The following is an 865-nucleotide window of genomic DNA, read 5'->3' as shown; positions in this document are numbered from 1 at the left end:
GAGGGTTGAATATAACAAAGAATTCTCTAACATCAATCTAAATTATCAATCAATTGGAAGTGGCGGTGGAATAAAACAGCATATTGAAAAAACTGTGAATTTTGCTGCATCTGATGCTCCAATGCGAGAATCTGAAAAGAAATTAGCTGAAGGAACTCTTCATATTCCTGAATCTATCGGAGGAGTAGTAATTGCATACAACATACCCGAAATACCTGAAAAAGGACTCAAACTAACTGGTGAAATCATTTCTGATATCTATTTGGGGAAAATTACAAAATGGAATGATCCAAAAATTATTGAACATAATTCTGATTTGAATTTGCCTGACGAGGAAATTATTCCAGCAAGACGTTCTGATGGTTCTGGAACTACATTTGTCTTCACCGATTATCTTACAAAGGTAAGCTCTGAATTTGATGAAATAATTGGAAAAGGTAAAAGTGTTCCATGGCCTACCGGTGTTGGCGCTGCAGGGAATGAAGGAGTGGCAGGAATAGTAAGAAGCACTCCATATTCAATTGGATATGTAGAATTAGCTTATGCATTTCAAACTGGAATGTCTTATGCATTTATTCAAAATGGTGATGGTACTTCATTCATTGAACCAACATTAGATTCAATTTCTGCAGCATCTTCAGGTGTTGCTGATAATCTACCTTCGCCCGAATCTGATTGGAGCTCCGTCACTTTGGTAAATGCCCCTGGTGCTGATTCTTATCCTATTGCAAGTTTTACTTACCTATTGGTTTATGATGAATTATCAAAAGCAACTACTTCTAAAGAACAAGCTCAAACAGTAATTCATATGATTCATTGGATGATAACTGATGGACAAAACTTTTCACCAACTTTATTGTATGTT

Annotated in this window: 1 protein-coding gene; it reads left to right on the top strand. The window is 35.8% G+C overall.

Annotated features, from left to right (window positions below; genetic code table 11):
* On the top strand, window positions 1-865 hold an 865-nt coding region (pstS, locus tag C6988_RS10005), incomplete at both ends, for a phosphate ABC transporter substrate-binding protein PstS (RefSeq protein ID WP_182135172.1).

This window comes from Nitrosopumilus sp. b1, assembly GCF_014078545.1.
Lineage (GTDB): Archaea > Thermoproteota > Nitrososphaeria > Nitrososphaerales > Nitrosopumilaceae > PXYB01.
Note: the sequence above shows the minus strand (reverse complement) of the source record. Positions and strands in the feature narration are given on the sequence as shown.